Origin of the sequence: Ruegeria arenilitoris, from assembly GCF_013031355.1 — a bacterium.
GTDB classification, from domain to species: Bacteria; Pseudomonadota; Alphaproteobacteria; order Rhodobacterales; family Rhodobacteraceae; genus Ruegeria; species Ruegeria arenilitoris_C.
Genome location: NZ_WPZO01000002.1, coordinates 1 through 21643 on the forward strand (window position 1 = coordinate 1; position 21643 = coordinate 21643).

The 21643-nt window shown below is 61.4% G+C and carries 26 protein-coding genes; 16 read left to right on the forward strand and 10 right to left on the reverse strand.

Annotated features, from left to right (window positions below; genetic code table 11):
* Nucleotides 1–252: 252 nt before the first annotated feature.
* Together GOX63_RS05615 and GOX63_RS05620 are read left to right on the forward strand one after the other, a co-directional pair.
* Nucleotides 253–456, forward strand: coding sequence for a hypothetical protein (locus GOX63_RS05615; protein ID WP_170327037.1), 204 nt, complete (start codon nucleotides 253–255; stop codon nucleotides 454–456).
* A 142-nt stretch (nucleotides 457–598) separates the two neighbouring features.
* Nucleotides 599–1264 carry a Crp/Fnr family transcriptional regulator gene (locus tag GOX63_RS05620; protein ID WP_170327036.1) on the forward strand — a complete coding sequence of 222 codons (666 nt, stop codon included), beginning with the start codon at nucleotides 599–601 and terminating at the stop codon, nucleotides 1262–1264.
* Here GOX63_RS05620 and rpe read toward each other — a convergent pair.
* Nucleotides 1261–1947, reverse strand: a complete 687-nt coding sequence (gene rpe, locus GOX63_RS05625; protein WP_170327035.1) for a ribulose-phosphate 3-epimerase — start codon at nucleotides 1945–1947, stop codon at nucleotides 1261–1263. The genes GOX63_RS05620 and rpe overlap by 4 nt on opposite strands.
* Before the next feature lie 163 nt (nucleotides 1948–2110).
* Between rpe and phnC the strand changes: the two genes are divergently transcribed.
* From phnC to GOX63_RS05650, 5 genes are all read left to right on the forward strand, one after another.
* Nucleotides 2111–2932: a phosphonate ABC transporter ATP-binding protein gene (gene phnC / locus GOX63_RS05630; RefSeq protein ID WP_170327034.1), complete on the forward strand. Its 822-nt coding sequence runs from the start codon at nucleotides 2111–2113 to the stop codon at nucleotides 2930–2932.
* Nucleotides 2933–2998: 66 nt separating this feature from the next.
* Nucleotides 2999–3901, forward strand: a complete 903-nt coding sequence (phnD, locus tag GOX63_RS05635; RefSeq protein ID WP_170327033.1) for a phosphonate ABC transporter substrate-binding protein — start codon at nucleotides 2999–3001, stop codon at nucleotides 3899–3901.
* 67 nt (nucleotides 3902–3968) lie between these two features.
* Complete coding sequence (gene phnE / locus GOX63_RS05640; protein ID WP_170327032.1) at nucleotides 3969–4850, forward strand: phosphonate ABC transporter, permease protein PhnE; 882 nt, start codon at nucleotides 3969–3971, stop codon at nucleotides 4848–4850.
* Nucleotides 4847–6214 (forward strand): phosphonate ABC transporter, permease protein PhnE, encoded by a 1368-nt coding sequence (phnE, locus tag GOX63_RS05645; RefSeq protein ID WP_170327031.1) that lies wholly within the window; start codon nucleotides 4847–4849, stop codon nucleotides 6212–6214. The genes phnE (GOX63_RS05640) and phnE (GOX63_RS05645) overlap by 4 nt, the downstream gene beginning before the upstream one ends.
* 16 nt (nucleotides 6215–6230) lie before the next feature.
* Nucleotides 6231–6845 carry a chloramphenicol acetyltransferase gene (locus GOX63_RS05650; protein WP_170327030.1) on the forward strand — a complete coding sequence of 205 codons (615 nt, stop codon included), beginning with the start codon at nucleotides 6231–6233 and terminating at the stop codon, nucleotides 6843–6845.
* Nucleotides 6846–7010: 165 nt separating this feature from the next.
* On the opposite strand, the gene phnF is transcribed toward GOX63_RS05650, so the two are convergent.
* Nucleotides 7011–7721, reverse strand: a complete 711-nt coding sequence (gene phnF / locus GOX63_RS05655) for a phosphonate metabolism transcriptional regulator PhnF (RefSeq protein ID WP_170327029.1) — start codon at nucleotides 7719–7721, stop codon at nucleotides 7011–7013.
* A gap of 103 nt (nucleotides 7722–7824) precedes the next feature.
* Here phnF and phnG point away from each other — a divergent pair, with 103 nt between their 5' ends.
* From phnG to phnN, 8 genes are read left to right on the forward strand one after another with little or no spacing between them, the layout of a single operon-like run.
* Nucleotides 7825–8283 carry a phosphonate C-P lyase system protein PhnG gene (gene phnG / locus GOX63_RS05660; RefSeq protein ID WP_170327028.1) on the forward strand — a complete coding sequence of 153 codons (459 nt, stop codon included), beginning with the start codon at nucleotides 7825–7827 and terminating at the stop codon, nucleotides 8281–8283.
* The gene (gene phnH / locus GOX63_RS05665; RefSeq protein ID WP_170327027.1) at nucleotides 8283–8858 is read left to right on the forward strand and encodes a phosphonate C-P lyase system protein PhnH; all 576 of its coding nucleotides are present in this window, start codon (nucleotides 8283–8285) and stop codon (nucleotides 8856–8858) included. Before phnG ends, phnH begins: the two co-directional genes overlap by 1 nt.
* Nucleotides 8859–8861: 3 nt before the next feature.
* Nucleotides 8862–9953 (forward strand): carbon-phosphorus lyase complex subunit PhnI, encoded by a 1092-nt coding sequence (locus GOX63_RS05670; protein WP_170327026.1) that lies wholly within the window; start codon nucleotides 8862–8864, stop codon nucleotides 9951–9953.
* A complete protein-coding gene (locus GOX63_RS05675; protein WP_170327025.1) occupies nucleotides 9950–10219 on the forward strand; it encodes a hypothetical protein in 270 nt (89 codons plus the stop codon). Before GOX63_RS05670 ends, GOX63_RS05675 begins: the two co-directional genes overlap by 4 nt.
* Complete coding sequence (locus GOX63_RS05680; RefSeq protein WP_170327024.1) at nucleotides 10216–11076, forward strand: alpha-D-ribose 1-methylphosphonate 5-phosphate C-P-lyase PhnJ; 861 nt, start codon at nucleotides 10216–10218, stop codon at nucleotides 11074–11076. Before GOX63_RS05675 ends, GOX63_RS05680 begins: the two co-directional genes overlap by 4 nt.
* A complete protein-coding gene (gene phnK, locus GOX63_RS05685) occupies nucleotides 11073–11843 on the forward strand; it encodes a phosphonate C-P lyase system protein PhnK (RefSeq protein ID WP_170327023.1) in 771 nt (256 codons plus the stop codon). Before GOX63_RS05680 ends, phnK begins: the two co-directional genes overlap by 4 nt.
* 11 nt (nucleotides 11844–11854) lie before the next feature.
* Nucleotides 11855–12538 carry a phosphonate C-P lyase system protein PhnL gene (gene phnL, locus GOX63_RS05690; protein WP_170327022.1) on the forward strand — a complete coding sequence of 228 codons (684 nt, stop codon included), beginning with the start codon at nucleotides 11855–11857 and terminating at the stop codon, nucleotides 12536–12538.
* Complete coding sequence (phnN, locus tag GOX63_RS05695) at nucleotides 12535–13083, forward strand: phosphonate metabolism protein/1,5-bisphosphokinase (PRPP-forming) PhnN (protein WP_170545072.1); 549 nt, start codon at nucleotides 12535–12537, stop codon at nucleotides 13081–13083. Before phnL ends, phnN begins: the two co-directional genes overlap by 4 nt.
* Here phnN and GOX63_RS05700 read toward each other — a convergent pair.
* Nucleotides 13065–13748 carry a DUF1045 domain-containing protein gene (locus GOX63_RS05700; protein ID WP_170327020.1) on the reverse strand — a complete coding sequence of 228 codons (684 nt, stop codon included), beginning with the start codon at nucleotides 13746–13748 and terminating at the stop codon, nucleotides 13065–13067. The genes phnN and GOX63_RS05700 overlap by 19 nt on opposite strands.
* Nucleotides 13749–13800: 52 nt before the next feature.
* On the opposite strand from GOX63_RS05700, the gene GOX63_RS05705 reads away from it, so the two are divergent.
* Nucleotides 13801–14940, forward strand: a complete 1140-nt coding sequence (locus GOX63_RS05705; RefSeq protein ID WP_170545075.1) for an alpha-D-ribose 1-methylphosphonate 5-triphosphate diphosphatase — start codon at nucleotides 13801–13803, stop codon at nucleotides 14938–14940.
* Here GOX63_RS05705 and GOX63_RS05710 read toward each other — a convergent pair whose 3' ends face one another.
* From GOX63_RS05710 to GOX63_RS05740, 7 genes are read right to left on the reverse strand one after another with little or no spacing between them, the layout of a single operon-like run.
* Nucleotides 14941–15417 carry a class I SAM-dependent methyltransferase gene (locus GOX63_RS05710; RefSeq protein ID WP_170327018.1) on the reverse strand — a complete coding sequence of 159 codons (477 nt, stop codon included), beginning with the start codon at nucleotides 15415–15417 and terminating at the stop codon, nucleotides 14941–14943.
* Nucleotides 15414–16187, reverse strand: coding sequence for a polysaccharide deacetylase family protein (locus GOX63_RS05715; protein WP_170327017.1), 774 nt, complete (start codon nucleotides 16185–16187; stop codon nucleotides 15414–15416). The genes GOX63_RS05710 and GOX63_RS05715 overlap by 4 nt, the downstream gene beginning before the upstream one ends.
* Entirely contained in the window at nucleotides 16184–17323 is a 1140-nt protein-coding gene (locus GOX63_RS05720; RefSeq protein ID WP_170327016.1) for a glycosyltransferase family protein, read from the reverse strand. Before GOX63_RS05720 ends, GOX63_RS05715 begins: the two co-directional genes overlap by 4 nt.
* Nucleotides 17320–17904, reverse strand: coding sequence for a histidine phosphatase family protein (locus tag GOX63_RS05725; protein ID WP_170327015.1), 585 nt, complete (start codon nucleotides 17902–17904; stop codon nucleotides 17320–17322). The genes GOX63_RS05720 and GOX63_RS05725 overlap by 4 nt, the downstream gene beginning before the upstream one ends.
* Nucleotides 17901–18977, reverse strand: a complete 1077-nt coding sequence (locus GOX63_RS05730; RefSeq protein ID WP_170327014.1) for a glycosyltransferase family 4 protein — start codon at nucleotides 18975–18977, stop codon at nucleotides 17901–17903. The genes GOX63_RS05725 and GOX63_RS05730 overlap by 4 nt, the downstream gene beginning before the upstream one ends.
* Nucleotides 18977–20224: a glycosyltransferase family 4 protein gene (locus GOX63_RS05735; protein ID WP_170327013.1), complete on the reverse strand. Its 1248-nt coding sequence runs from the start codon at nucleotides 20222–20224 to the stop codon at nucleotides 18977–18979. Before GOX63_RS05735 ends, GOX63_RS05730 begins: the two co-directional genes overlap by 1 nt.
* Nucleotides 20221–21435 carry a glycosyltransferase family protein gene (locus GOX63_RS05740; RefSeq protein ID WP_170327012.1) on the reverse strand — a complete coding sequence of 405 codons (1215 nt, stop codon included), beginning with the start codon at nucleotides 21433–21435 and terminating at the stop codon, nucleotides 20221–20223. Before GOX63_RS05740 ends, GOX63_RS05735 begins: the two co-directional genes overlap by 4 nt.
* Between the last annotated feature and the right edge of the window lie 208 nt (nucleotides 21436–21643).

Here is a 21643-nt window from a genome sequence, read left to right on the forward strand (position 1 = left end):
TAATTCGCTCTAGCGAATGATCGAACGGAAAGGGCGTCCCTCGGGGCGCCCTTTTTCTATGCGCGCACTTCGTCGGATTAATCCTGTCTTCATCATTCGGTAAAGAAGCGACCCCATGTACGCCTTGAGACAAAGAGCGTCGGTCCCAAACCACGCCATTTGTTCTCATGTTGCAATCATATCCGCTTGAACGCATCAAAAGCTCGCCCCGTGCGGGTCGATACGCCAAGGGGTCAGAAGATGGGGAACACCATGTTTGGACTTCAGTTCGTACAATACGGCACACGCATCCTGCACAGCAAAGACCTGGATGACATGCAGTCGGCAATCCTTGATGAAGAGAGTTTCGAAGGCGGTACGGGCGGATCGCAACCCCAGAATATGGTTAAGTTGACAGCCTGCTATTCGGGGCACCCGAGCAAGCACGCACCCCAGCGCCATTTTTCTTCCAAATAAACCTTCGCTTTTACCGGTCTTCGGTGCCTGGTCCGGAAACGGCACAGAAATCTTCCGTGCCGGGTGACGGCACGGCTAAACTCATCATGCTCCTTTAATAGCGCGCGGCACGATGCGGCGCGCATAGTCGACGAGGCAAGGCATGGTGGGTTTGGACCTATTGGTGAATGCGGCAAACGTCTTTTACCTGATTTCGTACTCGGTCCGAGATATTTTCTGGCTACGGGTGCTGACGGTGATCGGGGCGCTGATCCTGTTGCCCTATTATTATCTGCAAAGTACACCGCTTTGGGCGCCGATCGGGTGGAACCTGTTTTTCACAGGCATCAATATCTTTTGGATCATACGCCTGTTGCTGGAACGCCGCCCGGTGCCATTTACCGATACGGAACGGCATCTGTACGAAACTGCGCTGCGCACTTTCAGCGAACGTGACGCGTATAACCTGCTTAAGTCGGGCGTCTGGAAAACCGTTCCCGCAGGGACAAGGATGTTGACGCAGGGCGACCCCGTTCCACGCCTGTCGCTGATCGTGGGGGGTGAATTCAGCGTTGAAATGAACGGCAATCGTGTCGACACGCTGGGCGAGGGGCGCTTCCTCGGCGGCACGGCATTTCTGAGCAGGGATCAGGATTTTTCGGCGCCGGTGACCGTGACGGCGCTTGGGCCGTCACGTGTTATAGACTGGGAGATGCCCGCCCTGAACGCCGAACTTCGGAAACAACCAGATCTGGCGATTTCGATAGAAGCCAGCCTCGGGCTTGAAATCTCGCGTTTTCTGCAATCGGCGCGCGTGCAGATACCTTAGAGCGCGCTTTCAGCCGCGGCCCGAACCGCGCGGATGTTTTCGCCGTAGACCTCGGGATTGGACACCGACCCGCCTTTGAAAACGGCGGACCCGGCGACCAGAACGTCGGCACCTGCTGCCGCCACCAGAGGCGCGGTCTGCGGATCAACGCCGCCGTCGATCTCGATATGCACAGGGCGGTCGCCGATCATCTGGCGCAACTTGCGCACTTTGTTGGTCATGTCGATGAACTTCTGGCCGCCAAATCCGGGGTTCACGGTCATGACGCAAACCAGATCGGTCAGGTCCAGCAGATGCTCGACCGCCTCAGCCGGGGTGCCGGGGTTCAGGGCGACGCCTGCTTTCATGCCAGCGGCGCGGATGGCCTGCAGGGTGCGATGGGTGTGCGGTCCGGCCTCGACATGGGCGGTCAGGATATCGGCCCCGGCATCGGCATAGGCCTGAATATAGGGATCGACAGGCGTGATCATCAGGTGCACGTCCATCACCGTTTTGACATGCGGGCGGAACGCTTTGACGGCGGGCGGGCCAAACGTCAGGTTCGGGACGAAATGGCCGTCCATCACGTCGACATGGACCCAATCGGCGCCCTGGGCCTCGATGGCCTGAATCTCTTGTCCGAAATTGGCGAAATCGGCAGACAGGATCGACGGGGCGATCTTGATGGTGCGGTCAAAGCTCATGGCGGCCTCATGTCAGCTGAAGAGTCGCGGTCGCATATACCTGTGCCGCGCTGTAAAGGGTAGCCCCCGCAACTCGCACGTCGTTACAAAACTTTCACCACACTGACACACAGCCGTTGAATGGCCTCTGTAGCTGACCGCCAACACGAAAGGGGGGTGGCACGTGCTGCGTATCGAGAAACTGACCAAACGCTTCGGCAACAATGTGGCCGTGGACGCGGCAACGCTGGATGTGGACAAGCCGTGCATGATCGGCATCATCGGTCGATCGGGTGCAGGCAAGTCCACCCTGCTGCGGATGATCAACCGCCTGACGGACTCCAGCGACGGTCAGATCCTGTTTGAAGGCCGTGATGTGACTCAGTTGAAGGGTCGCGAAAAGCGTGCCTGGCAGGCCGAATGCGCGATGATTTTTCAGCAGTTCAATCTGGTGCCGCGCATGGATGTGGTCTCGAACGTGCTGCACGGCACGCTGAACCGCCACTCGACACTGGCGACCATGTTCAACCTGTTTCCGATGGACGAGATTCACCGCGCCATCGACATTCTGGACCGTCTGGGCATCGCCGAGCACGCGCCCAAGCGGGCCGAGGCGCTGTCGGGCGGTCAGCAGCAGCGCGTTGCCATTGCGCGCGCCCTGATGCAGGACCCCAAAATCATTCTGGCGGACGAACCCATTGCCTCGCTGGACCCGATGAACGCTCAGGTGGTTATGCAGGCGCTGCGCCGCATCCATGAAGAGGACGGCCGTACCATCATCGCCAACCTGCACACGCTGGACACTGCGCGTCGCTATTGTGACCGCGTGGTCGGTATGCGCGACGGGCGCATCGTTTTCGACGGGCTGCCCGAACAGCTTACCACCGGCGTGGCCCGCGAGATTTATGGCGCCGATGCCAGCTTCTCGGAAGAGGCAACCTCGACCGAGATCGAGACGCTGGACGCCACCCAGAAGGCCCTGATGGAAGCTGAAGCGACCATCTGAGCCAACCACCCCCTTTCATCGCCCGGTCCGGTGAAAGGCCGGGGTAATCAAACTGGAGAGAGACAGATGAAAAAACTGATTGCTGCACTGGCGGCGACCACTGCACTGGCCGCACCTGCCATGGCCGAAGAAATCAGCGAATTCCGCATCGGCATTCTGGGCGGTGAGAACGCTCAGGATCGTCTGAACAACAACGAATGTCTGCGCGTTTACACTGAAGAAGCGCTGGGTGTTCCTGCGAAACTGTTCGCGCCTGCCGACTATAACGGCGTGATCCAAGGCCTGCTGGGCGGCACCATCGACGTGGCCTGGCTGGGTGCGTCGGGTTACGCAAAAACCTACCTGTCTGACCCCGAAGCCGTTGAGCCGGTACTGGTCAAGGTCAACACCGATGGCGGCTATGGCTACTACTCGGTTGGCTTTGCCCGCAAAGATAGCGGCATCACCTCGCTGGAAGACATGAAGGGCAAGACCTTTGGTTTTGGTGATCCGAACTCGACTTCGGGCTATCTGATCCCGTCGATCGAAATCCCCGCAGCCACCGGCGCGACCATGGACTCGGGCGACTACTTCGGCGAAGTGAAATTCACCGGCGGTCACGAACAGACCATCGTTTCGGTCAACAATGGCGACGTTGATGGCGGCGTGACCTGGGCCGATGGTCTGGGCGAATGGGAAGATGGTTACCAGTCGGGCGCCCTGCGCCGCGCCGTGGATGCCGGTCTGGTCGACATGAACGACATGGTCGAGATCTGGAAATCCAAGCCGATCCCGGAAGGTCCGGTTGTGGTCCGCAAGGCTCTGCCGGAAGACGTCAAAGCCAAGGTGACCGAGCTGTGGGACACACTGAGCGAGAAAGACCAGGATTGCTTCTACGGCGTAGCTGCAGGCGAGGCCAAGAGCTTCGACCCGATCACGCATGACGCCTACGAAGTCATCATCGAAGCACGCAAGCTGAAGTCCAACTAAGCCTGCAAACCCAATGATCGGGGTCCGGTGTCGAAACCGGGCCCCGTTTTCCACTCAGGAGCATTCCATGACAGACCTGACTGCTGGGCCCCCCAGCGTTGACCAGATTCGGGCCGACTATGCCGAGATGACCCGGCGCAAGCGGGTCTATGGTGGTATCCTCCTGATCGTGTTCGTGGCCTTGATGGCTGCGGGTTTCCGCACGGCTGACGACCGCAACGCGGGCAGTTTCATCGACGGCTGGCACCGCATTCTGGACTATCCGGCCGAGGTTCTGTCAGAGGCATGGGAAAAGATCGGGGCCATGCCGGAAAATCTGGTCAAGTTTTTCCCGGCGTTGGTCGAAACCCTGAACATCGCGGCCGCTTCGACCCTGATCGGCACCATTGTGGGCACGTTTCTGGCGCTGATGTCGACCCGCGGCATGGCGCTTTGGCCCGCGCTGATCCCGCTGTTCCGGCGCATCTCGGACATATTTCGTGCAATCCCCGAGATCGTCATAGCGCTGGTTCTGATCTTTATTCTGGGTGGCGGCCCGGTGCCCGCGATGATCGCCATCGCCATTCACACGGCGGGCGCGCTGGGCAAGCTGTTTTCCGAAGTGAACGAAAACGCCTCGCTCAAACCGGTCGAGGGGCTGCAATCGGTTGGCGCCAACTGGTCGCAACGCATGTATCTGGGTGTGATCCCGCAGGTTGGGCCCAACTATGTCAGCTATGCCTTGCTGCGGTTCGAGATCAACATCCGTGCTTCGGCCATCCTTGGTTTCGTCGGCGCAGGTGGTCTGGGCTATGAGCTGCGCAACGCGATGTCCTGGGGGCAGGGGCGCTATGACGAGGCGGCCGCCATCTTCATCCTTCTGTTCGTCACAATCGTCGTCGTGGATCAGATCTCGGGCTATCTGCGCGACCGTCTGGCCCACGGGTCGGAAAAAGGAGCCTCGGCATGAGCACCTTCGCAACCAACCTAACCGTTGATGAGCTCAAGGCCGAGGCGGATCGACTGTTCAATCGCAAACGGCTGGTGAATTTCGGCTTGCCTACGCTGGTTCTGGCCTATCTGGTCTACGTGTTCTTTGCTTTCGATGTGCCGGGTCTGGCAGCGCGGGCGAATTGGGACAACGGCAAGACACTGGTGTCGGACAGCTACAGCTATAAAACGCATATCGAGCGGGACAACCGCTCGGGCGAGGTGACTGCCGCCATCGAGGGTGAGCGCAAGGGCGCATATCCCGCGGGTCAGGCCCCGGACTGGGTGACGTTGGGCGAGACCACGGTGATTGATCTGGAAGACGGTCATGTCGTGCGTTTTGGTCCCGAGACGGTCGAATATGACATCCCCGGCTATGGCACCGTTCGGGCAACACCAACCCGTGCGGCCGGGGTGCAGGCGGAGTTGCCCATAGGTGACGTGCCAGACTGGATCAGCGAGTCAAAAAACCGATTGACCGTAACCACAGATGCGGGGCGTCTGACCGTAACCCGCAACCGGTCCGAGGTGTTCCGCTATTTCACTGGGTGGGAGCTGTTCTGGTTCACCCTCGACAGCCCGTACTACGGCAAGTCTTTCCCGGAACTGGCCGGGCTGGCCATGAACGGTGAGGCCGGTGCGATCCTGAACGATTTCTGGACCAACAAGATGTGGCGGCATCAGGATGTGGCCTGGGCGATCTTTGAGACCATCCTGATGGCGTTTCTGGGCACGTTGGGTGCGGCCATGGTCGCCCTGCCGCTGGCCTTTCTGGCGACACGCAACTTCAACCCGATGAAATCCGTGCGCTTTGCGACTCGGCGGGTATTCGACTTTGTCCGTGGTGTGGACGCCCTGATCTGGACCGTGGTTCTGGCCCGTGCCTTTGGCCCCGGCCCGCTGACCGGTGCGCTGGCCATTCTGGTGACCGATACTGGCACCTTCGGTAAAATCTTCTCGGAGGCGCTGGAAAATGTGGACAACAAGCAGATCGAAGGCGTGCAATCCACCGGAGCCAACGCACCGCAGCGCTATCGGTTTGGCGTGATCCCGCAGGTGACGCCGGTGTTGCTGAGTCAGTTGCTGTACTTCCTTGAATCCAACACCCGCAGCGCCACGGTGATCGGCGCGATTACGGGCGGCGGGATCGGTCTGCTGCTGACGCAGGCGATAATCACCCAGAAGGATTGGGAAGAAGTGGCCTATTACATCGTCCTGATCATTCTGATGGTGATGCTGATGGACTGGTTCTCGGGTTGGCTTCGTCGGCGTCTGATCCAAGGCGAAACGGATAATAAGCGTAAAAAGCGCGCGTCGAAAGAAAAACGGCAGCCGGTGGGCTGATCAAGGATCAATGACTATGGCACGCCTGCGCCCCGACCAGCCTTTTATTCATCCCGATTGCCAGATCACGAACAGCACCTTTGGTGCATATGTCGAGATCGGTGCAGGCAGTCGTGTAGCGAACTCGGCCTGGGGGGATTACTCCTATTGCGACCGGACCTGCGATATCGCCAATGCCAAGATCGGAAAGTTCGCCAATATCGCCAGTTTTACGCGGATCGGAGCAACAGATCACCCGATGGAAAAGGCGTCTCAGCACCATTTCCTGTACCGGTCGGCTGCTTACTGGGACGATGTCGAAGACGATCAGGATTGGTTCGCCTATCGCGCCAGCCGCAAAGCCGTGATCGGCCACGACACGTGGATCGGCCATGCGGCGATCATCAAGCCCGAAGTTACGATTGGTCATGGTGCGGTGGTGGCTTCGGGTGCCGTAGTGACCAAGGATATTGATCCGTACACTATTGTCGGTGGTGTAACTGCCCAACCGATCCGCCTTCGCTTCTCGAAAGACGTTGTCGAACGAATGCTGGCTTTGTCTTGGTGGGACTGGGACAACCCGCGCCTGAGAACCGCATTGCCGGACTTCCGGTCCCTTGGGGCAGAAGCTTTTCTTGAAAAATACGAATAAGCCTGTCGTGCAAGAGCGCGGAAATGCTCTCGCACCCGCAGGAGCATCGGCAGCGCCGATCCCCCTTGGCGGCTTTGGGCATAGCGCCGCGCAAAGCGCGGCGCTATGCCCAACGGGATGAGGTCTCCGCAAGGAGGCCGAAGACGGGCGGGAGGTCTCTGTTGCCTAGTCGTCGTGCATTGTCAGCGTCACCCGTTCCCCGGCAAATACGGTGCGTCCGTATTCAACCGGCACGCCTGACAAGTCGGCGTTCACCCCGATTGAAAACAGCACCGGCGCACCTTCCGGCAATTGCAGGTGCAGAGCCTGTGTTGCTGTCGCAGCCCGCGCCGTCAGGCGGGTGGAAACGCGCGTATAATCCGCAACGCCACAGCGTTGCAGGGCCTTGGTCACGGATTGCGTCTCTTGCAGAGCGGTCAGGATGTCGGGCAGGCGGTCTGCAGGAAAGGTGCTCTGGAACAGGGCTATCGGCTGACCATCGGCCAGTGAAAGTCCGTCATACACATGCACCTTGTCGCCTGGGGTCAGTTGCAACGCTTCGGCCTCGGTCTCATCAGCGGTGCGCGTGGTCAGCGAGAGGATCGTCTTGCCGGGAATCTTGCCGCTGGCCGAAATGCTCTTGTGGTATCTGACCCGTTTACCAATTGGGTAATCGGTCGGGCGCGCCGCCACAAATACACCTGCGCCGCGCCTTGGATGCACCAGCCCTTGTCCTGCCATATCCGCCAGTGCGCGCCGCACCGTGTGCCGGTTTACCCCGTGTTGTGCGGCCAGTTGCGCCTCGGTGGGCAGGCGGTCTCCGGTATTGTACCGCCCCTCGGCGATGTCCGAGGTCAGGCTTAGTGCGATGCTCTTCCAGACCGGCGTTTTGCTCATGTCACCAAACTTTCACAGTTCCACGGATTGCGGGACTCACTTTAGGGGTGTAATATTTGTCTAGTTGTATAGTTCACGTAGACAACCCGGCCAAGAGGTTTCGATGGCGGATTACCAGAATATTGCAAATACCGCTCGCCGGGACTGGATGGGCCTTTTGGCGCGTGCCCCGGATGACGCGCTGATCGAGTTGTGGGGCAAGGTTGGAACGCCCCCGAGCTTTGACTGGCTTCGCAGCCCTGAAGTGGGCGGTGTCATGGTGCGCGGTCGGACAGGAGGTACAGGCGCGCCGTTCAACCTTGGTGAAATGACCGTCACGCGGTGTTCGCTGGTGCTGAAGGACGGCACGGTCGGGCATGGCTATGTGCAGGGTCGGTCGAAGCGCAAGGCTGAAGCTGCAGCACTGATCGATGCGCTGATGCAGACTGATGCAGCCGAGGAAATTCGTGCCTCGGTGATCACACCGCTCAGCCAGCAGATGCAGGACGCTAGAACGGCGCGGGCCGCGAAAGCCGCTGCCACGAAAGTTGAGTTCTTCACGCTGGTACGGGGAGAGGATTAATGAACGCGCAAACCCAGTTCTCGGGCGGCTTTGACAATGCACCGATCGATGCAGCCCATGCCTTCCGTGCTGCTATGACAGTCATGGCACGGCCAGGTGAGATTCGGTTGATTTCGGGTGCGCAACCACCGGCGCCTTTGTCTGCGGCAGCGGGGACGTTGCTGCTGACCCTATGTGATCCAGAAACCCGAGTGCATCTGGCAGGCGACTTGGACACGGATGCTGTACGCCAATGGCTAACCTTCCACACAGGCGCTCCGATTTCCGAGGCGCCCGAGGCGGATTTTGCCGTTGGATCGTGGCAGGCGCTTGGGCCGCTGTCCCAGTATCGCATCGGAACACCGGAATATCCTGACCGGTCGGCGACCCTGATTGTCGAATGCGACGACTTGCAACAAGCGGGTGCGGAACTGACCGGCCCGGGGATCAAAGGCACTGCGCATCTTTCTTTGCCGAACGTGCCGACGCTTCAGGCCAACGCGGCGCTCTATCCTTTGGGCTGCGACTTCTTCTTCACAAGCGGTGACAGGCTGGCAGCCCTGCCGCGCAGCACGCAGATCAAGGCGGAGGGTTAGGCCATGTATGTCGCTGTCAAAGGTGGTGAGAAGGCCATCGATAACGCCCATGCCTGGTTGGCCGAAGAACGCCGTGGATCGACGGATATTGCCGAGTTGAGCATCGCGCAAATCCGCGAACAACTGTCCCTTGCGGTGAACCGGGTGATGGCCGAAGGGTCGTTGTACGACCCGGACTTGGCGGCCCTGGCGATCAAACAGGCGCGTGGGGATCTGATCGAGGCGATCTTTCTGATCCGCGCATACCGCACGACACTACCCCGGTTCGGCTATTCCAACCCGGTGGAAACCGGTGAGATGGCTTGTGACCGCCGGATTTCGGCGACGTTCAAGGATGCGCCGGGCGGTCAGGTTTTGGGGCCGACCTTCGATTACACTCACCGCCTGTTGGATTTCAAACTGGCCGCCGAGGGTGAAGTTCCCGCAGCCCCCGAAGCCCAGCCGCGTGTGGAGCCAACGCCGCATATCTCTGAGTTCCTCAAGGGCGAGGACATCATTCAGGACGAACCCGCCAGCGACGCCACCCCCGGCGACCTGACCCGCGAGCCGATGGAGTTCCCGGCCGGTCGCCCCCTGCGCCTGCAATCGCTGACGCGAGGGGATGAAGGGTTCGTGCTGGGAATGGCCTATTCGACACAACGCGGTTACGCCCGAAACCATGCCTTTGTCGGCGAGTTGCGTATCGGTAAGGTCGCGGTCGAGATGGACATCCCCGAGCTGGGCTTCGCCATCGAGATCGGCGAGGTCGAGCTGACCGAATGCGAGACCGTCAACCAGTTCAAGGGGTCAAAGACCGAACCGCTGCAGTTCACCCGCGGCTATGGGCTGGTCTTTGGTCAATCGGAACGCAAATCCATCGCCATGGCTCTGGTTGATCGCGCGCTGCGCTGGGAAGAACTGGGTGAGGATAATCTGGGCGCTCCAGCGCAGGACGAGGAGTTTGTCCTGAGCCACGCCGACAACATTCAGGCCACCGGGTTCCTCGAACACATCAAGCTGCCGCACTACGTGGATTTCCAGTCCGAATTGGAACTGGTCCGCAAGCTGCGCCGCGAGGCCGAAGAACGGATCACACCGAGGGAAGCTGCGGAATGACCTTAGGGACCAGACTGTTCAACGCCGGTGGCTTCAGCACTTGTCCGCGGTTCTGCTTTCCCGGATTGGGCACTGTTGCGCTTCGAACACGGATGCGGCGCGCCAATCGAACACCAGACCCCCTTTGGGTCTCTCCGTTGCGCGCGGCGGCGATGTTTCGCGTGACGGTTATGTCTGAAGAGATAGGCCAAAATGACCAAAACGAACGCGGTAACAACAATTACGTCCATAAAAACACCAATAAAAAAGCGAAGTACAAAAAATGAATGAGTATAATTTCGCATATTTGGACGAACAAACCAAGCGGATGATCCGCCGTGCCATCCTGAAAGGGCTGGCGGTGCCCGGATATCAGGTTCCTTTTGCCAGCCGTGAGATGCCGATGCCCTATGGCTGGGGCACCGGTGGGGTGCAGGTCTCGGCTGCGACGCTGACGCCGGATGATACCTTCAAGGTGATCGATCAAGGCGCGGACGACACCACCAACGCCGTTTCGATCCGCAAGTTCTTTGAGAACACCGCAGGCGTCGAGACCACCGAGGAAACCGAGAAGGCCACGGTCATCCAGACCCGTCACCGCATCCCCGAAGCGAAGCTGACCGAGGATCAGATCCTTGTCTATCAGGTGCCGATCCCGGAACCTCTGCGGTTCCTGGAACCGCGCGAGACCGAGACGCGCAAGATGCACAGCCTTGAGGAATATGGCCTGATGCATGTGAAATTGTACGAGGACATCAGCCAGCACGGCGCGATTTCGACCTCGTACGCCTACCCGGTGAAAGTGTCGGGGCGGTACGTGATGGACCCGTCTCCGATCCCGAAATTCGACAACCCCAAGCTTGAGATGGATGCGATTCAACTGTTCGGGGCCGGGCGGGAACAGCGCATCTATGCGGTGCCGCCGCACACCAAAGTCGTCAGTCTCGATTTCGAGGATTACCCGTTCGAAGCCACCAAGGCCGACCATCCCTGTGACCTGTGCGGTGCCGAGGACAGCTATCTGGACGAGGTGATCATGGATGATGCAGGCAACCGGATGTTTGTCTGTTCGGACACCGATTTCTGCCGGTCCCGCCGCGCGCAGGGCCACGAAGGACGCTTGAGCAAGGAGGGCGCGGTATGACTCCGTTGTTGCAGGTCAAAGGTATTCAGAAACACTATGGCGCGCGCATCGGCTGTACTGGCGTCAGTTTTGATCTCTACCCCGGTGAGGTGATGGGCATTGTCGGCGAAAGCGGTTCCGGCAAATCGACCTTGCTGAACTGCCTTGCGGGGCATCTTGAGCCTGACGCGGGGCAGGTGGTCTTTGATACGCGCACCGATGGCCCCGTGGATACGGTGACCATGTCGGAACCCGAACGACGTATGCTGGGCCGTACCGATTGGGCCTTTGTCCACCAGCATGCCCGCGACGGGCTGCGCATGTCGGTAAGTGCAGGCGGTAATATTGGCGAGCGGCTGATGGCCGTTGGCGACCGTCACTATGGTCAGATCCGCGACCGCGCGATTGACTGGCTGGGCCGGGTCGAGATCGACGGCGCCCGCGTGGATGACCGTCCGACCGCGTTTTCAGGCGGGATGCAGCAACGCCTGCAGATCGCGCGCAATCTGGTGACGGGGCCTCGGCTGGTGTTCATGGACGAGCCGACGGGCGGTCTGGATGTTTCGGTTCAGGCGCGGCTGCTGGACCTGCTGCGCGGGCTGGTGCGTGAAATGGGGCTGAGCGCCATTATCGTCACGCATGATCTGGCTGTGGTGCGCCTGCTGGCAGATCGGCTGATGGTGATGAAGGACGGTTACGTGGTCGAGGCCGGTTTGACCGATCAGGTTCTGGATGATCCGCAACACGCTTATACGCAGCTGCTTGTATCAAGCGTACTGCAGGTTTGAAGGTGAAGGCGATGATTGAGCTTAAGGATGTAAGTAAGAGCTTTACCCTGCACAATCAGGGTAGCGCGGTGATCCCGGTGATGGAAGGCGCCTCGCTAAAGGTTGCGCCCGGTGAGTGTGTGGCGCTTACGGGTGCGTCGGGGGCGGGCAAGTCCACCCTGATGCGGGTGATTTACGGAAACTATCTGGCGGCGTCCGGGCAGGTTCTGGTCGGTGGTCTGGATGTGGCACAGGCCGAGCCGCGCGAGATTCTGGCGCTGCGCCGCGAGACGCTGGGCTATGTCAGCCAGTTTCTGCGCGTGGTGCCTCGGGTGCCGACGCTGGAGGTGGTGGCAGAACCCTTGTTGGCCATTGGGTGTGACCGCCAGGTTGCGCTGGACAAGGCGGCGGCTTTGCTGGCGCGGTTGAACATACCGGAACGTCTGTGGTCGCTGAGCCCGACAACCTTTTCAGGGGGTGAGCAACAACGGGTGAACATCGCCCGCGGCTTTGCGCATGACTATCCGGCGATGTTGCTGGACGAACCCACGGCTTCGTTGGATGCGCAGAACAGGGAAACGGTGCTGTCGCTGATCGAAGAGGCCAAGGCGCGCGGTGCTGCCATCGTTGGCATTTTTCACGATATCGGCGCGCGCAACCAGGTCTGCGACCGCGAGATCAACGTCTCGGACTTCACCCCCGGAGTGGCCGCATGAGCCCTGCGCCGGTCATAGCGGTCGTTGGTCCTTCGGGCGTTGGCAAGGACAGCGTGATGGAGGCGCTGGAGGCCCGCGCGCCGGGTATCGTCAGAGCCCGCCGGGTGATCACCCGTCCCGAAGGCGAAGAGGGCGAAGACTTCGACCGTGTATCCGTTGAAGTGTTTCAGCAGATGGCAGCCGAAGGCGCCTTTGCCCTACACTGGCCCGCGCATGGGTTGTCCTACGGCGTGCCCAAGGGAATTGATGACCTGAGGCACAAATCGGATGCGGTTCTGGTCAACCTGTCCCGGGCGATTCTGCTGCAGGCGCAAGAGGTGTTTGGCGATCTGATTGTGATCTCTCTGACCGCTGATCCCGAGGTGCTGGCGCAACGTCTGTCAACGCGCGCCCGCGAATGCGTCCTTGAACAGGAGCGGCGGCTGGCGCGCGCCGCGAAACCGCTGCCAGTGGAATTGAAACGGGTCATCCAGGTCGACAACTCCGGGCCATTGGAAGCAACGGTGGCGGCCATCCTGTCCCAGATTCAGCCGGAAAGGGCGTAGCGATGGATCAGGTGAAAGCGCCCGTCTTCAGCCTCGCCTATAAGGGCCAGATCGGTGATCGGGAACGGTTTGGGCAGCAGGGGGACAAGCTTCGATTGCAGGGCGGCTTGAACCGTTGCCAGCGTCGGTTTGTCCAGCTTGCCACTAAGCGTGATGTGAAAGCGGAAGGCCTCCATCACGTAAGGATAACCCCATTGCACCAGATTGGCGTCCTGTTCGGGCGACAGACCAGCGGCGCGGCGACGCTCCAATTCGGCTTCGGGCGCGGGCGAACGGAAACTGTCCAGATCGCGCACGCAGGCGGCGGCCAGCGTGTTCAGCGCGGCCTCATCCCCCAGCGGGCGCAGGGCCAGAAACCGGCCGAGGCGGGCGATTTCCAACCCGTCCAGAGTGACCGGAGGCTGCACCTGCGCAAGCCGCGCGCAGGCCTCGGTCAACGCCTCTATCGACTGCCCGTCGCGCAGGCGGAAGGGCGGCTTCATCGTCGCGTGCAGCCCATATTTGCGCGGCACTTGCGTGACGGCTTCGACGTCCACGCCGTCGACCGTCGGATGCGCGACACCCTCACCAGTTTCCATGTCCCAGCCCAGCCAGCTGGTGGCGAATTTCGTCCATTCAGCCTCGGCCGGTGGTGCAAAATAGATCGCGTATCGCGTGAATGTCACATTGGCCTCCTATGCGTGGCCTTCCCAATAGCTCAGACTGTGTGAAGTTCAGATGACAGAAGAAATGATCCTTGCCAATGCCATGCTTGTTCTGCCGGATGAGACCGTGACGGGCAGCGTGCGGATTGTTGGCGAAACCATTGCCGAGATCACCACAGGCACCGCGGTTCCTGCGGGGGCGGTCGATTGCGGCGGTGACTATGTCAGCCCCGGTTTGGTCGAACTGCATACGGATAACCTTGAGCGTCATATCCAGCCGCGCCCCAAGGTCGACTGGCCTCATGCGGCGGCGATCCTGGCCCATGATGCCGAACTGGCCAGCACCGGGATCACGACGGTTTTCGACGCGATGCGCATCGGTTCGATCCCCAGTGGCAATCGGTACAAGAAATACGCCCGCGAACTGTCGCGCGAGCTGTGGCAGTTGCGCGAACAGGACGCGCTGAAGATCAGCCATTTCCTGCACCTGCGGGCCGAGGTCTGTTCGGAAACTCTGGTCGCAGAATTGGATGAGTTCGGGCCCGAAGATCGCGTCGGGCTGGTATCTTTGATGGACCACACGCCCGGCCAGCGGCAGTTCCGGGACATGTCGCAGCTCGAAGCCTACATGAAGGGCAAACACGGCATGACCGATGATGACTTTCTGCAGCATGTCGCGCAGCTTAAGGCCTTGCGGGACCGGTTCGGTGACCAGCACGAGGTAGAAACTGTCAAGGCCGCACGGCGTTTCGGTGCGATGCTGGCCAGTCACGATGATACCACGCAGGAACAGGTAGCGGTGTCCGCCGGGCACGGTATTCGGCTCGCCGAGTTTCCTACTACGGTCGAGGCCGCCCGGGCCTGCCACGATCACGGTATCAAGGTGATGATGGGTGCGCCCAATGTGATCCGCGGGGGATCGCATTCCGGCAACGTGGCCGCGCAGGAGTTGGCCGATCTGGGCCATCTCGACATTCTGTCCTCGGACTACGTTCCGGCCGCGCTGCTGTTGTCAGCGACACGTCTGGGCGAGAGTTGGGGGGATATGGCGCGCGGGCTGCGCACCGTAACCCAAACCCCGGCGCGCGTTGTCGGTTTGGGGGATCGTGGAGAATTGCGCCATGGCGCCCGCGCGGACATCATCCGGTTCCGTATGCGCGAGGGCGCGCCCGCTTTGAACGGTGTCTGGTCACGTGGGCGGCGTGTGGCCTGATCAGGCGCGATAGAACAGATACCGGTCCGGCGCGATTGTGTCCGGGCCGCTGATTTGTTCAAAGCCCACCAGAGGCTGCCCTGAAATCAGCAATCCGCCGGGCTGCATCACCTGCGCGATCAGAGGGCTGAGGCGTGCCGCTTCGGCTACGTCTTCTTCCTTGATGCCGCGTCCGAAGTCATAATGCGCCAGCGCGATTTTGGCCCCGCCTGCGGCCAGTTTTTCCAGCATGGGTTCTGCTTCGCCCTGCAAAAAATCCTCGGCCGGGGGAGTGCTGGAGGGGTGGCATTGCAGCACTCGATCCATCACCCAGATGCGCCGCTGTGGCAGGATCTCCCGCAGGTGATCATAGGTGCGACCGTTGCCCAGCCCCATGTCCAGAACGTCGCCCTCCATCTCGCTGATCTGAGCGACGGCCCAGTTCAGCCCGTCGCGTTGCGCAGTCAGGCGGCGCAGCATGGAATCCAGTCGGCTCATTCGGGGTCTCCGTTTGGTGTGTCGGCGGGCAAGGTCCAGGCGACACCGGGGCCGTCCAGGAGCCTGCGCAGCAATTCTTCGGTAAAGGTCCAGATGTCGGGATCATGAACTAGGTGATGGGTCAAAACGCCGAAAGGCTCGGCATTGTCGGTTCGTTTTTCGCGTCGGTCACGCAGCAACTCAGTCGCTTGGGTAATCAGCTTGTCCGGAGCGACCAGCCCTCGTGACCCCCGCCAGTCGATCGGGTCCAGATGGGTGTTAATCTGCTCCAGTCCAGGCACGGGCATTCGCGTCTTTCGCGGGGTTGCGGTCGAGACAACGCGATACCCCAGCCCCGGTAATTCCCGAACCACTTCGGGCGCGATCCGGTTCCAGGGGGGTACGAAGATCGGGCACAGCCTGTCTTCGAACAAGGCGTGCAACCGTTCGAACCCCGCATGCGTGTCGGCAAGGATATCCGGCATCGGTCTGTGCAGGCGGAATTCGGACTTCTTTTCATCCGGTGGGGCGTGGTTCTGATGCGCCCAGCCGTGTACAACCGGAATCAGCGTGTCGCGCTGCCCGACGTACTCCACCAACCCGGTGTCGGCGTAATGGGGAATGATCGCAAGATGGACGGGCAGGCCGAGGGTCCGAGACAGCTCTGACAGTTTCTCAAGCTGTGGCGTTACTGAGACCGCGTCATCGTCCCGCCACCACAGGGGCAGGGTCAGACCCTGCGTCCGCCAGATTTGCAACTCGGTTTCCAAGGGGCGCCAGTCGACTGTCATGCCCGCCCCCTCAAGGAACATGCGATCTCAACCGATCTGTCGGCCCCGTCAAAGCCCTTGGTGGATACCGGGCGGGGACCTTCGGACATGACGGCGGCGACGGCTTGCGCCAAAGCCGTTCCATCAAGTTTCTTGCTGGGCAACACTTCGATAGCGGGCAGGTCCGAGAGGCTCTGCCCCCGCAAACCCTGCTCAACCTCTTTGCCATCGTCGAATGGCACAAACACGGCGGGCGTCCCGGATTGCAGGATGTCCAGCGCGGTGTTGTAGCCGCACATACTGACCGAGGCCGCAGCAAGGGGCAGCATCTGCCGGAAATCGGGGCGTACGGGTTCCAGAGAAACCGGAGCATCGCCAACCAGCTTTTGCAATTGTTCAATGCGCGCAGGTGCGTCTTGGCCCCCCACCAACAGGCGCCAGCGCCTGTTGGGCATCTTTCGGGCGGCCTCGATGGCCGCGTGAAAGATCGGCCGACCCACCGATCCACCGCCCGCGCTGACCAATATTTCGTCTTTGCCCACTGCGTCTGGGTGTGGCGCAGGGGCCTCGGGGGCGACAAAGCCGGTATAGAACAACCGCTCGCGCAGACGATCGGACACTGGCCAGCTTACCTCCAGCGAAACTATGCCGGGGTCGGAGTGGACAAGGATGCCGTCATAAAACCTGCATACGATTTCTTCCGCGCGTTCCGCTTTTGACGGCTTCGAAGGCGGTGCCAAAATGTCCCTGATCGATCCCAGCACAACCGGACGGCGCGGCAGGGCATGGGCTGCCTCCAGCGCGGCGGTGAATTCGGAAGCCAATGATCGGCGGCCAAAGGGGAACAACTCGTTGATCAGAACGTCGGGCGCAAAACTCTGAACGGCTTCAACCAGCGCGGCCTCGCGGGCTTCCAGATAGGCCGGGTCTGCAACGTCACCACTTTGGGTCAGCAAACGGGTGAAATCGGTGCCATCCGAACGAAGCGGCGGCAGCCCCAGCAGGGTCATGCCGGAACTGTCCAGCTGCGGCGCAGGCATCCCGCCCGTGACGACAAAGGTCTCGTGCCCGGCGCGCAGAAAGGCCCGGCCCAGTGTCAGCGCACGGCTCAGATGCCCGGTGCCCAACAGGTGCGTGACAACGATCATGACCTTCATGAGGAGGCCTCGGGGCCGATCAGGCGGATGGGTTCGGGCAGGGGTGTCATATTCGACATATCAACGATATACAGGCGGTTGCGCTTGATTTTGAAGGGGGCGGACCCGTCGAAATCCCAACCCCAGGCGCGGGCCAGAATGACCCGCATGATCCCGATATGGCAGACCGCAATCGTGTCACCCGTTAGCCCGTCCAGCCAGGGCCCCAGCCGTGCCCAAACCTCGGCCGGGCTTTCACCGTTTGGCGGGCGATATTCCCAGCCCCAGTCCTCGATGTGACGGTAATCAGTGTCGGGGTCGGCAAGCAGGTCGACCCCGCGCAGACCTTCCCAATCGCCCCAGTTCATCTCGGTTAACGCTTCCGAAGTCAATGGATCGCGACCGGCGACCAGACGGGCAGTTTCACTGGCCCGCAGCAGAGGGCTGGACCAGAGGGTCGCGCCATCCCACGGAGCGGGCAGCTGCTTGGCGGCCAGTTCCGCACGGGCCTCATCATCCAGTGGAATGTCACTGCGCCCCTGAATGCGGCCCGCGCGGTTCCAGTGCGTGTGTCCGTGTCGTAACAACGCCAGCCGGGTCATTGGGCAGCCTCCACCAGAGGGCGCGCGGCTTGCCAGAACCGGTCGGTGGCTGCGGGCATCAGGTGGCGTTTGGCCATCTGTACGCGGGCCTCGGACCCCAATGAGAGGCGGAGTTTCCGGTCATCCAGCAAGTCGCGCAACCGCGTGGCCAGCCCTTCGGGTCCATCCTCCTCAATAGGGTAGTAGGACGAGGCCAACACATCCCTCACGCCAGGTCGATCCTGCGCGACGACGGGTACGCCACTGGCCTGTGCCTCAAGATAGATCATGCCATAGGCCTCGTTGACGCCGGGCCAGACCAGGACGGAAGCCTCCGTATAGAGCGCTTGCAGGGTGTCGCGGTCGCACTGTCCCAGAAACCGGACCTTCGGGCCGAACGGGGCCATCAGCGCCTCGACCTCAGAGCGGGCAGGGCCGTCGCCCGCGATGTTCAGGGTCCAGTTGCCGGGTAAAAGCGCAAGCGTTTGCGCAAGAAGAGTGTAGGACGCCAGCTTGTCGCCGTGCCGCATCATGCCCACCGCCAGCATCGGCCCATCGCAGGTCGAAGCGGGCGGCAGGTCAGACATGGGCAGAAAGGGAGGCAATTCCACGAGACGCTGTTCTTCGTACCGTTCCCGTTCCAGCGTGATCAGATCATTGGCGGTGTGGTAGAAGATCACCTGTGCCGCGTCGCAGGCGTCATGCGCTGCCTCTGCAAACCCGGCCCACGGGCCGTTCAGGCGGCTGGTTGCGCGGGTGCTTTCCAACTGGACATAAGGGATATTCCGCGCCTTGCAGACGTAGGGACCCAGCAGATCCGGTGCCTTGTAGTAATTGTGATAGGTCACCCACAGCGCCGTGTCCGATGGCAGGTCGTTGATCAAACGCTGAACCTCGGTTTCTGCTTCGGCACGCAATGTCGCCTGCATCTGCGCGTTCCCAGTTTTGTCGTAGATGCGCAGATGCGAGGCCAGCTCGACCGCATCCCCTTGCGCTCCAATCGCCTGCATCAGATTACGCGCCATCTCGCGGTCGCCCGACGGCACCGGGCTGTCAGGGGCTTTCATTGGCGTGTAAAAGGCGACCCTTGCCATCAGACCGTGTCCGCCCCCAGCGCGCGCAGTCGTTCTGACAGGCGGGCGATGCCGGGGTCCATGCGGAACTCGGCAATCAGGCGGTCATAGGCGGCGGTGGCCATCGACTCGGTTTGCCCGGGCGCTGCGGCCATGTTGGTGATGGCCAAGGCAAGCGCGGCTGGGTCGTCGTCGGACAAGACGCCTTGGACGCCAGTTTCGATAAACTCGGGAATGGCCGACACTGGCGTCGACAGGATTGGCAGCAGTTGCGACGCCGCCTCCATCAGCACGTTGGGTAGCCCGTCGCGGTCTCCGTCAGCGGCGATCCGGCTGGGAAGCACGAACAGGTCGGACGTGCGCATCGCCGCAATTACCTCGGGCTGGTCGCAAGCCCCTTTCCACGTGATCCGATGCGATACGCCGGCAGCTTCGGCCATGGCGCGCAGAGCGTCGCCGAGTGTGCCGCCGCCGATATGGGTCCAGTGCCAGTCCAGCGTGCCCGGCAGCATGGCGAAAGCGTCGATCAGACGGTCAAAGCCCTTTTTCTCGACCAGACGGCCGACCGACAGCATGTGAAACGGCGCATCCGGTGTGCGCTGGGCGCGGTCAGGCGGGGCGGGGAAACGGGCCAGGTCCAGCCCGTGATAGATCAGGTCAACCCGCGCTGGATCATCGGCCAGACTGCGCAGATGTTCAGCCCCGATGGCGGTACAGGTCGCCCCAAAGGCCGCGCCATATGTCTGCGCCTGTAGCTTCTCGGTCTTTTCCCAATCGGGCGAAGTCCAGATATCCTTGGCGTGGGCCGAAAAGCTCCACGGCAGGCCGCGCATGATGGCGGCGTAACGCGCAACCGAAGAGGGCGTGTGCATGAAATGCGCGTACATCACCCGTGTCGCCTCGGGCAGTTCGGCGGCCAGAACGCAGGCCTGACCAAAGCGGCGGATGCGATTATGGGTCGGATCCCGGCGCAGATCGGCGCGCCAGACCCGGTAGGCCTCGGCATATCCGGGCAGCGCCTGTGCCACCTTGCGCGCAGCCCAGACGCGCTGGGGCTCTTCGTAAAGATATTCGGGCAGGTAACGCACCTGTCCCCGGAACCGGTCGTGCAGCGGGTGCCGCTTTACGTCGGTTGGGTGGCGCAGGGACCAGATGTCAAAGCTGTGCCCGGCCTCTTGCAGGGCGACGAGTTCCTGCGCGATGAACGTCTCGGACAGGCGCGGCCATCCCTTGACCAGCACCGCCAGTTTCGGCTGAGGCGTTGTCATCCGGTGGCCCGTTCCTGTTCCTGGCTCAGCAGGGCGTCAACCCGGTCGGTGACGTAGTCCAGCCCGTCCAGCAGACCACCTTGGATGGCCTGCGATGGCAGGGGCAGGTGTGGAAGGCTGCGGATCGCCTGTATCATCGAGTCTGGGGTCAGACCATCGCGGTTTTCGTCCAGCATCCGGACGAGGCCCAGACCTTCGGCGCGCGAGGCACGGATCCACTGTTCCAGCCGCGGCGTCGTGCGAGGCACGATGACGGCGCGTTTGTCGAACGAGAGAACCTCGCAGAACGTGTTATAGCCACCCATGCAGACCACCCCGGCGGCCCCGGCGAACAGCGTTTCGATCTGGGATTCAAAGCCAACGGCTGTCACCCGCCCGTTCAACGCGGCAACGCGGGCTTCGAACTCCTCGCGCAGTTCGCCGGACAGGAAGGGGCCATAGACCAGCACCGCGCGCGGTGACAGGGTGGGGTCCTTTTCATAGGCCGAAAGAACAAGGTTCACCATCGCCTTGCCGTCACCACCGCCACCCGGCGTGATCAGGATATAGGGCTGTTCGGGCGGCTCTCCGACCGGGCCGAGATCGCGGCGCAGATAGCCCGTCCAGTGAATACGCGACTGCGCCGCGTGGCTGAGCGGTAGGCCCTGAGTCGGGTCATAGATCGAGCGCAGCCCATAGACCCAGATTTCGTCATAGAAACGCTCGGTCGCGGCCAAGGCCTCCTTTCGCTCCCACTCGGCGGCCAGAACCTCGGGCTCGTCCAGTACGTCGCGCAGACCCAGCACCAGCTTGGTGCGTTGCGAATGCAGGAGGGTTTCCAGCGTCGGCAGCAGCTCGCCGCGAAAGCCGGTGGGTTCCTTGTCGACGATCAGCATATCGGGGTCGAATTGCTGCACGGCGGTCTGGATAAGGCCCGCGCGCAGCTCGGTCACCTCTTCGATGCCCATGCCGATTGTCCGGGCCGCATAAGACCCGTCGGCGCGTTTGGTCACACCCGGCAGGCGCACATGGTCGACCCGGCGCGGAAAGGTGAAACGCCCGGCCACCGGGGACCCGGTCAGGATCAGGGCGGATGCCTGGGGGTTGGCCTGCGTGATAGCTGCGGCCAAGGCGCGCGATCTGCGCAGATGCCCCAATCCGAACGTATCGTGGCTGTAGAAAAGGATGCGCGGCGCCCGGCCGGTGGTGTCGTTTTGTATTCCTAGGCTCATGCCTTCGCCTGTCGTGTTTCTCGGTGCAAATCCGCGCGTTTACACCCGTTACCGTATATTCTTTGCTGTCGCTTGCCAAAGGGTGTGACGCTATTGTGCAAATTCGACAAGCATTGCGAAATGGCAACATCCGGCGCTTCCGGATTTGCAGATGTTCCCACCCCCTTGATGCGACCATTCCACCCAATATGCCGGATTGGTCATATTC